Source organism: Trinickia camelliae (assembly GCF_053525655.1).
The window spans coordinates 783,801-793,738 of the sequence record NZ_JBCHAA010000001.1 but is presented as its reverse complement, the minus strand read 5'-3'; the positions used below and the strand labels follow the sequence as shown (position 1 = coordinate 793,738).

General features: G+C 62.1%; 9 protein-coding genes. 4 read left to right on the top strand and 5 right to left on the bottom strand.

From position 1 onward, the window contains the following. Positions 1-818: dihydroxy-acid dehydratase domain-containing protein (locus tag AAHK20_RS03530; protein ID WP_449180027.1), on the top strand; the 818-nt coding region annotated here is incomplete at its 5' end. A gap of 26 nt (positions 819-844) precedes the next feature. On the opposite strand, the gene AAHK20_RS03525 is transcribed toward AAHK20_RS03530, so the two are convergent. Then, entirely contained in the window at positions 845-2,044 is a 1,200-nt protein-coding gene (locus AAHK20_RS03525; RefSeq protein WP_449180026.1) for an NAD(P)/FAD-dependent oxidoreductase, read from the bottom strand. 485 nt (positions 2,045-2,529) lie between these two features. On the opposite strand from AAHK20_RS03525, the gene AAHK20_RS03520 reads away from it, so the two are divergent. Continuing rightward, positions 2,530-2,970: a globin domain-containing protein gene (locus AAHK20_RS03520; protein WP_449180025.1), complete on the top strand. Its 441-nt coding sequence runs from the start codon at positions 2,530-2,532 to the stop codon at positions 2,968-2,970. A gap of 164 nt (positions 2,971-3,134) precedes the next feature. On the opposite strand, the gene AAHK20_RS03515 is transcribed toward AAHK20_RS03520, so the two are convergent. From AAHK20_RS03515 to AAHK20_RS03505, 3 genes are all read right to left on the bottom strand, one after another. Next, positions 3,135-3,401, bottom strand: a complete 267-nt coding sequence (locus AAHK20_RS03515; RefSeq protein ID WP_449180024.1) for a hypothetical protein — start codon at positions 3,399-3,401, stop codon at positions 3,135-3,137. A 236-nt stretch (positions 3,402-3,637) separates the two neighbouring features. Beyond that, positions 3,638-4,207, bottom strand: coding sequence for a cysteine dioxygenase family protein (locus AAHK20_RS03510; protein ID WP_449180023.1), 570 nt, complete (start codon positions 4,205-4,207; stop codon positions 3,638-3,640). Between the two features lie 120 nt (positions 4,208-4,327). Continuing rightward, the gene (locus AAHK20_RS03505; RefSeq protein WP_449180022.1) at positions 4,328-5,866 is read right to left on the bottom strand and encodes a sensor domain-containing diguanylate cyclase; all 1,539 of its coding nucleotides are present in this window, start codon (positions 5,864-5,866) and stop codon (positions 4,328-4,330) included. A gap of 329 nt (positions 5,867-6,195) precedes the next feature. Between AAHK20_RS03505 and AAHK20_RS03500 the strand changes: the two genes are divergently transcribed. Then, complete coding sequence (locus AAHK20_RS03500) at positions 6,196-7,320, top strand: branched-chain amino acid ABC transporter substrate-binding protein (protein WP_449180021.1); 1,125 nt, start codon at positions 6,196-6,198, stop codon at positions 7,318-7,320. A gap of 37 nt (positions 7,321-7,357) precedes the next feature. After that, positions 7,358-8,365: a trans-3-hydroxy-L-proline dehydratase gene (lhpH, locus tag AAHK20_RS03495; protein WP_449180020.1), complete on the top strand. Its 1,008-nt coding sequence runs from the start codon at positions 7,358-7,360 to the stop codon at positions 8,363-8,365. Positions 8,366-8,422: 57 nt separating this feature from the next. On the opposite strand, the gene AAHK20_RS03490 is transcribed toward lhpH, so the two are convergent. Then, a complete protein-coding gene (locus AAHK20_RS03490; protein WP_449180019.1) occupies positions 8,423-9,907 on the bottom strand; it encodes an efflux transporter outer membrane subunit in 1,485 nt (494 codons plus the stop codon). Positions 9,908-9,938 lie beyond the last annotated feature (31 nt).

Genomic DNA, 9,938 nt, shown 5'->3' with positions numbered 1-9,938 from the left:
TGCAGCCTTCAGGGCGCTATCTGATGGAGGAGTTCTATTACGCGGGGGGCTTGCCCGCGGTACTGCGGCGGTTGGGCGAAGCAGGGCTGCTGCCGCATCCGGATGCGCTGACTGCGAACGGCCACACGCTCTGGGAGAACGCCAAGGAAGCGCCGATCTACAACGACGAGGTGATTCGACCGCTCGAAAAACCGCTCGTGCCGGATGGCGGACTGTGCGTGCTACGAGGCAATCTCGCGCCAAACGGTGCGGTGCTTAAACCGTCTGCAGCCACGCGTTCGCTTCTGAAGCATCGCGGCCGCGCGGTGGTGTTCGAGAACTTCGACGACTACAAGAAGCGCATCGCCGATCCTGAACTTGAAGTCGATGCGAGCTCCGTGCTCGTGATGAAGAACTGCGGACCGAAGGGTTATCCGGGCATGGCCGAGGTCGGCAACATGGGGCTGCCGCCGAAGCTGCTCGCGCAAGGGGTGACCGACATGGTGCGCGTGTCGGACGCGCGCATGAGCGGCACGGCATACGGCACGGTGGTGCTGCACGTGGCGCCCGAAGCACGCGCCGGCGGCCCGCTTGCCGTCGTGCGCAATGGCGACTGGATCGAGCTCGATTGCGAAGCGGGGCGCTTGCACATCGATATCAGCGAAGAGGAAATGACCGCGCGACTTGCCGAATGGAAGCAGACGCAAACGCGCAAGCCCGGCGAAACGAGCGGCTACGCGCAGCTCTACGTCGAGCACGTGCTGCAGGCCGATGAAGGCTGCGACTTCGATTTCCTGGTCGGTTGCCGAGGGGCCGACGTGCCTGCGCATTCGCATTAGGGCGCCAGGATGCTTGGATGCCTAAGTCACCTTGCACCGTAGAAATGACGGTACTGCCACGCAGCCTGCCTTATCAACTCGTCGTCGGGCCACGGGCCGGTTCCAAATCTGCCTATCGAAAGAGGCGTCAGATCAATAGGAGGTGTACCGTCGACGATCCACGCGGCTAGCGCTTCCCCCAGTGCCGGCGCAATGGAGAGTCCCGCAACATTGCAACCGCTCGCGAAGTAGAACCCCCGAATTGCGGGCGCAGGTCCGACGATGTGCTGGCCATCGGCCGTCATCGTTGGCAGCCCGCCACGATGCTCGCGGACCCCTGCCTTCAGAAGAACCGGAAGCTGGGCCTCTACGTCCCGAGCGTAGCGCCAGAGAATCTCGGCATCGAGTGACAGATCCTTGATGTCGAAGTTGGCGTCGAAGCCATTCATGTCGAAGAATCTCGGATTGTCTTCGTAGACTCCCCATAGGAATCCCCCGTCACAAGGTCTCATATACACCGCAGCATCCATGATTCTGATCATCGGTAATTCGGAAAGGGCGTCGGGAACGGGCTCGGTGACGAACAATTGCTGCGCTGTCGTAACAAGAGGAACTCGGAGTCCGCTGGCTTCGGCTACTTGTCGCGTCCAGGCGCCGGCTGCATCGACGACGATAGGGGTTCGTATGCGGCCGCACGTGGTGTCGACCCCGTTCACTTCGCCGTCCTCAATCAGGATGCGCGTAACCGCGGTGTTCGGCAGTAACACCGCACCGTTTGCCTGCGCTGCACGAGCGAAGCCCACGGCCAGTTGAGCGGGGTTGAAGTACATGTCGTCGCCGATGCGCATCACCGCAGCGACCCCCGTCGTTTGAAGAAACGGGTTGAGCCGGTGGGCCGCGTCGGGCGAAAGTTCCTCCACGTCCAGGCCGTGGCGCCGGCCGCGCAGGATGTCTTCCTGAATGACCTCCGCATCCATCGGTCGCCGCGCTACCTTGAGGCTGCCCGACTGCACCCAATCCAGAGGCTGGCCCGTGTCAGTAGAGAATTGTTTGATCTTTGCAGCCGCCAGCTTGATCAGGTCGATCATCAAGTCGCTCTTGCGCAGGCAACTGACCATGCCAGCCGCTCGTGGAGAGGTTTGTGAGCCGATTTCGAGCCGCTCGAGCAGCGCGACCCGGTGGGTGCCCCGCTTTGCCAGATAGTAGGCTGTAGCCGCTCCAAGCCCGCCGGAGCCAATGACGATCACATCCGCGGATTCGACTATCGCTGCTTCTCCTGTCTATCACGCCGCTCCAGCCGTCAGGTGAAGGGCGCTTGACCCATCGTATACCTCGCAACAGCGGGTCAATTTTCCAGAAAGCACATGTCCGCTCGATTCCGGAGCACATCGGCGCGTTCACTTACCCAATACATGCATTCGTTGTTCTACTTTTCTTTTCGCCCTTGAAATTCGTAGTTTTACTAAGAGTTCAGTGCGGCACCGGACTATTCGGCAACTAAGCGGAGCGCCGTCTACAACGGCGTGGCGGTTGTAGCGCCCCGCATCGCTACGGAGTTGCAAGCGATGCTTGACTTCACGATAGGAAGCTCTACCACTCTATGGCAACACTTCGGCAATGTTTTGGCCGCCAGAGGCGGCATGCCTTGGGAAGTGAGTTCATCGGGTACGGGCGAGTCAGCCGGCGGTGGCTGCTTGCGCTCTGTCACCCGATTCCTTTTGGAGGAAATTTCATGAGCGCTCTCTCGCCAGAAACGATTGCGATCGTTAAATCTACTGCGCCTGCCATGCAACAGCATGGGGTGGCAATCACGAATCGCATGTACGAGCGGCTTTTCGTAGATCCGGACATGAGAGCGCTTTTCGACGAGGCGGCCGAAAAACCTGGGGAGCAACCAAAGCGACTAGCCGCCGCGCTTCTCGCTTTCGCGACTAACGCGGACAACCTCGCCGTTTTGACAGCCGCGATAGAACGCATCGCCGCACGCCACGTCGCAGTGCACGTTAAGGCGGAGCACTACCCGGCGGTCGCTAATGCGTTGCTTCCTGCCATCAAAGATGTGCTCGGGGACGCCGCGGATGAACGTGTCCTGAACGCTTGGGGGGAGGCGTACTGGTTTTTGGCAGATGTACTGAAGAGCCGCGAAAACAGCCTCTACGCGCATGGTGGATGATGGCATTCGACTTCATCAGCAGCCACGGCCCGATTGCAAAGGTCTAGCGAGGCAGAATGGTGTGGCTGACCACGGCTCGATTCAATCCTTGCGCGGTTTTGTGACGATGCAATGTTGACCCGCGCAAGGTATCGAACTGCAATGCGACCGGGAAACGTTAGGGCTTAATGCGAACCGAAATAGATCGGCTTCATACCGTCATTGGGGTCGGGGCGAATCGACGAACGGATCGCATGTCCCATCGAGTGCATCGAATGATCCAGTGCTTGAAGCGGATGATGTGAACCCGACGCCGACGTGCTATCGGCCACCCCACCGTAGCCAGACACAGCGGCGTTGTTCGCGGGGGCGCTCACATTCGACTGAGCAAACGAAATGGCCGGGACGCTAAGTACTGCGGCAACTGCAATGGCTTGAATGAGCGACTTCATGGTGAACCTCCTGTCTTGGCTTCGCTGCGAACTGTTGTCCGTAGCAGGTGATACCAAGTCTAGGAAAGCGATCGCTCTTAATTAAGCGCCTTGCTCGCAAAGGTGAATTTCAAGTTTTGGGGTTAACCCTAATAGGTTCTGATCCTAATCCGAGGCCGGACTGGTTCTGCGTTTCGCGGCGCTTCCTACGCGACGCGACCCACGAGGTAACTGATCCGCGCGTCTCTTTTCGACAATCAGCTTTCGTTGTGGGGAACGGTTATGCGTCGACGGGTGCGGGCCTCGACGTCATACACGTTGAAGTCATTCATCGTTCTGCCATAGATGTGCAGACTGACCGCGCGGGACCGCTCAGTTGGAACGCCGGTAACGTGAATGTGATCGGGATTGGGAACGAAGCTGGTTACGGATCCGCTTCGTAGCAGGACGATACCCCCACGCACCAGGTCGATCTCTTCGTCGGCTCCTCGATCCGGTGACACCCTCACATAGGCGCGCTCTTCCAAAACGCCTTCGACCACGCCGACGACACCCCAACTTCCGTGGTCGTGTACCGGTGTCCATTGGCCTGGAAGCCAAACGAGCGCGTACAGCGAGAGACCTTTATCCGGTGCCTCATAGACGAGGTTACGGGTATAGCTCGCGTCGCTGGTCCGAAAGTGATGGGGTTGCAGAAACGTATCGGCATGCTCGATTAGATCGAGCATCAGCGGAGCGAGCGCGAGTACGCAGTCGGCTGGCTCCGACTGGAGATTGCTTCGAGCGGTCGCTTGATGGATGAAGCTTTCGAGAACATGTGAGGTCATGGGCATTTCTCCAACCCGCTAGCTCCGTACGTAACGATTACGCATTTGCGGCTATTGCCGGTCTTTGTGCTGTTCGGGAGCGCACATAGCGTGGCTTGCAACGCGCGTGCGCTACTTTCGCTACGCACGTACACCGAACGCATCCCGATCCGACGCCTCACCGTTGCCGGCACGCGTGCGCGCCCGCCAAACCGGGCTGGTCTTGACGCGATTGCACTCCTTGGCCTCATACATCGCGGCGTCGGCCTTGCGGATCAGATCGTCGGCCGTCTCGTTGGATTCGAGCACTCCAACACCGCAGCTTGCCGTCATCCGGTAAGGCTCTCCTTGCAGTACGACGGGCTCGTCCAACGCGCTTCCGAGGTGGCGCACGATCCGCGCTGCAATTTCCCCCGCATTCGGCGCGGCGGTTTGCACAAGCACCAGAAACTCATCACCGCCGACGCGCCCAATCCGTCCGTACTCGCCAACCGCGACACGCAGCCGCTCCGCTAGCGCAGCGAGCACGGCATCCCCCGCCTGATGCCCGCGCGTGTCGTTGAGTAGCTTCAAGTTGTCGAGGTCGACGAAGATCACCGCCACGTGGCCCACCGCTTCGGGCGCGGCAAGGGCCTGATCCACCAAGTCGGAGATCCTGCCGCGATTGAGCAGCCCGGTGAGCCGGTCGACGCGCGAGAGCCGCTGCAGCGCTTCGCGGCCCGCGAGCAACTTGCGGATCAGCGCCATGATCCACACGGCAAAACCGACCAGCATCGCCGAGATGACGATCGCCATCGTCACGTAGACGCGCCGCATCCGGTAGTAGTCGTCGAGCACATCGTCGACCGACAGACCCGCGACGGCCAAGAGCCCGTATTGATCGATCGCGCTGCCCGCGACGATCCGCTCGACGTGATCGAGCGGATCGACAAGCGTCGTATCGGGTTCATGCAGCAGCACGTCGTAACCCGCAGGCAGCCATTGTCCCGCCGTGCTGTGCGCATCGGCGGCGCGGCGCGAGAGCATGAAACCGTGACGCGACAACACCGCGATCATGCCGTGCTCGCCGAGCGCGGCGCGATTGTAGAAACCGTCGGTGAGGTAGGCCGGGTCTTCGGATACGACGACCACGCCGTCGAAGCTGCCGTTGGCATTGTTCAAGCGCCGCGTCGCCTGCACCGACCAGTGCTTCGATATGCGCCCGATCACCGGCCGGCTGATGAAGAGCCCGACATCGGGATTGAACCGGTGCACGCGAAAGTGCTCGCGGTCGCTCAAGTCGACGACGCCGTTCGCGGGAAGCGTCGACACCGTGACATGCCCATTGGGGCCGACGAGCGTCACCTGCAATGCGGTATCCGAGCTGATGAGGCCATGCGTCTCATAGCTCTTCAAGTCGAAGGGCTGCGATGCGTCGTGCGTTTTCTCGTAGCCGTACTTGACGAGCAGCGCGATCTCGTCGACGTCGTGAATCGTTTTCAGTGTGTGCGTGCGCAACGAATCGGCGAGCGTGCTCGCGGCGAGGTGCGCGTCGCGCAGCACCGCGGCCTTTTCGATCTCGAGGCGCAAGAGAATCGTCCCCCACAAGACGCACAGGACGAGCCATGTCAGCACCGGGATCAGAAACAGCGCCCGGGGCTTCTGATCGTCCCGCTCAAACCCACACACGGTCGGGCGCATGCGCTCCTCGTAATAACTTGTCTGATTCCAGAGTGTGAGCGTGCCGGGAAAACCCTGGTGCGTTGAAAAGAGCCGGATTATTGGCTCGTTTCGATGCTTTGGCGCTTTGAGGCGCCTATTTGTTCGACGAATAGGCGCTAGTTCGCACGTTATGTCCAACAGTGGGCGGTGTCCACTGGCATTCAAGCGATGGCATCCGCAGTCAATCGTCATACGGTTGCATGCAAGGCCCTGTCTCGCATGCGAAGACCGCATTAACCCTCCGTTGCGTTACGTCCGCTTCCCGCCTACATTGCTTTTTCCAATCACAAAGAGGAACAGGAGACAGCATGCGCAGCTACCTTGCTATTGCTTTGGCCGTCATGTCGGCCACGGGGATGATCGCCACCGCCCAAGCCCAGGAGGTCGTGACGATCGGCCACTCGGCGCCGCTCACCGGGCCCCAGTCCGTGAACGGCAAGGACAACGAGAACGGCGCGCGACTCGCGATCGAAGACCTCAACAAAGCAGGCGTGACGGTCGCAGGCAAGAAGGTGACCTTCAAGCTCGATTCCGAGGACGATCAGGCGGACCCGAAAGTCGGCGTCCAGGTTGCACAAAAGCTCGTGGACAGCGGCGTCGTCGCCGTGATGGGTCCGTACAACTCGGGCGTGGCGATTCCCGCGTCGCGCGTCTACAGCGGGGCCGGCGTGCCGATGTTGCCGGTCGCGTCGAACCCGACCTTGACCAAGCAAGGCTTCAAGAACATCTTCCGGATCGGCGCAAGCGACGTGCAATTGGGCGGCACGATGGCGACGTTCGCGGCCAGCACCTTGAAGGCGAGGACCGCCGCGATCGTCGACGATCGCACCGCCTACGGGCAGGGCGTGGCCGACGAGTTCGCGTCGGTCGCGAAGGCGCACGGCATCCAGGTCGTCGATCGCGAGTTCACGAACTCGCAAGCCACCGATTTTCACAGCATCCTGACCACCATCAAGGGCAAGAACCCCGACGTGATCTTCTTCGGCGGCTATGCGGCGCAGGGCGCGCCGATGGCCAAGCAGATGGTCCAGCTCGGCTTGCGCGCGAAGCTGCTCGGCGGCGACGGCATCTGCTCGGCGGACATGGGGCACGTGGCGGGCGAGGCGGCGTCGATCGTCTACTGCGCACAAGGCGGCGTATCGCTCGAGAAGACCGCGGCGGGCCGCGACTTCCTCAAGCGCTACAAGGACGCGTACCACACCGACACGCAGGTCTACGCGGTCAACTACTACGACGGCGTGAAGATGCTGGCCGACGCGATGGTGAAGGCGGGCACGACGACCGACAAGGCCAAGCTGACCTCGGCGCTCGCCAGTGAAGACTACAAGGGCGTGGCGGGCACCTACTCGTTCGACGAGTACGGCGATCTCAAGGGCGCGCCTACGACGGTCTACGTGATCAAGAACGGCTTGCCCGCGCCCTATGGTGAATAAACCCAAGCATTCCCGCGTCGCTTAACGAAACTCACTCATGAAAATCACCCGATCCATTTCGACGGTAGAAGTCCATACAGGTGGCGAAGCATTCCGAATTGTGACGAGCGGCTTGCCGCGCATGCAGGGCGATACGCTCGTCAAGCGGCGCGCCTGGCTCAAGGAAAACGCTGACGAGATCCGCCGCGCGCTGATGTTCGAACCGCGCGGCCACGCCGATATGTACGGCGGCTACCTCACCGAGCCGGTTAGTGACAATGCCGACTTCGGCGTGATCTTCGTCCACAACGAAGGCTATAGCGACCATTGCGGACACGGCGTCATCGCGCTCGCGACGGCGGCTGTCGAATTGGGTTGGGTGACGCGCACGAGCCCCGAGACGCGGGTCGGGATCGACGCGCCGTGTGGCTTCATCGAAGCGTTCGTCAAGTGGGACGGCGACCATGCGGGGCCGGTGCGCTTCGTCAACGTGCCGTCGTTCATCTGGAAGCAGGACGTGACGGTCGAGACGCCGTCGTTCGGCAAAGTCACCGGCGATATCGCGTATGGCGGGGCTTTTTACTTCTACACCGATGGCGAGCCGCATGGGCTCGAAGTGCGGGAGTCCGACGTCGAGCGCCTCATCCGGTTCGGAGCGGAGGTCAAGGAAGCGGCCAACAAGGCGTTCCCGGTAGCGCATCCGGAGATTCCGGAGATCAATCACATCTACGGCACGATCATCGCGAACAAGCCGCGTCACGCGGGTTCGACGCAGGCGAACTGCTGCGTGTTCGCGGATCGTGAGGTCGATCGGTCTCCAACTGGTTCGGGGACCGGCGGGCGCGTCGCTCAGCTATACCTGCGAGGGCGGATGTCGATGGACGAGACGCTCGTCAACGAGTCGATCGTCGGCACCGTTTTCAAAGGACGCGTGCTGCGCGAAACCACGGTGGGCGATATCAAAGCCGTGATTCCGGAAGTGGAGGGCAGCGCTTACGTGTGCGGTTTCGCGAACTGGATCATCGATGAGCGCGATCCGCTCACGTATGGGTTTCTTGTGAGGTGAGCTTGCCCAATCTCGGGCGCTAACGAGGCTGGCGGCAATCGCAACCGTCAGCCAGCCTCACTCCACATGCGCCTGCCATCCGAGCCCAAGGCTCTTTTGCAGCGACACGAAATCCTTCAGCAACTCGGCCTGCCCGGAAACCACATCCTGCTGCGCGGAAAACTGCGTGCGCTGCGTATCGAGCAAGTCGATCAGCGTGGCCACGCCGGCGGTGTAGCGCTGCTGCATCAAGACAGACGAGCGATCGGCGGAACGCTGGACCTGTTCGAGACGCGCCAGATGTTCACGCTGATGGCCGTAGCGCGACAGCGACGTATTCGCGTCTTGCAGCGCCGCGAGCACCGTGTGTTCGTACTTCGCGCTCGCTTCGTCGCGCGATGCCTCGGCGCCGCGCACGGCGGCGGCCGTGCGCCCGAAGTCGAGCGCGTTCCATTGCAAATAGGGCGCGCCGATCCACGAGAAGTTTTGTTTGCGCAAGAGATGCCCCGGGTCGGCTGCCGTGAATCCCAAGTCGCCGAACAGCGTCACCTTCGGAAAGTAATCTGCGATGTGCTCGCCGATTTGCGCGTTGCTCGACGCGAGGCGCCGCTCGGCCGCGCGGATATCGGGGCGCTGTTGCAGCATCGTGGCCGGGTCGCCGACCGCCACCGTCGCGGGCAGGGCGGGCAATGGCTGCGGCGCGGACAGTTCGGCGTCGAGCGCGCCGGGAGCTTGACCAGTCAGCACGGCAAGCTGATCGAGCGATTCCACGATCTGTGCTTCGAGCGGCACCAGCGCGGCACGTGTGCTTTCGACTTGGCCCGATAGCCGCTCGACGTCGACATCGGCCGCCGTGCCGCGCGCGCGACGCTCTTCGGTGAGCGTAAGCATTTGCTGCTGCAGATCAGCCGATTGCTGCCCAAGCGCGAGCCGCCGCTGCACGTCGCGCAGATCGATATACGCCTGCGCGACCTCCGCCGCGAGCGAGACTTGCGTATCGGCGAGATCGGCATTGACCGCGTCGGCTTCGTTCGATGCCGCCTCGATGGCGCGCCGCGTGCCGCCGAACAGATCGATTTCCCATGAGGCGTCGAAGCCCGCGGTATAGAGCTGCAGCGGGCCGCCGCCGGAGCCCTGTGACGAACCGCTGCCGGACTGGAAGAAGGAACTCAAGTCGGGTTCGCGCGTGCGCAACGCCGCGACAGTCGCGGAGCTCTTCGGCAGCTCATTGGCCTGTTGTTGCCGCAACTGGGCGCGCGCTTCGCGCAGACGCGCCTGCGCCGCGTGCAAGTCCGGGTTGTGCGCGAGCGCGGCGTCGATCAGCGCGTTCAGCTGCGGATCGCCGAGCGTGCGCCACCATGCGCTCGGCGCGCGCGTCGCGGCGACCCCCGAGGCCGGCGTGCGCACGAACGTGCCGGCCTGGACGGCGCTCGTCGCGACCGGCGGCGCACTGCGATAGTCGGGGCCGACCGTGCACGCGGACAGCGCCCACGCCGCGAGCAACGTGATAGGCAACGTCAGGGGCAACGACGGAAATAGCGAAGGAGAGCGGCGATATGACATCGGTGGATAAGGGCAAGAATTTCGATGAGGC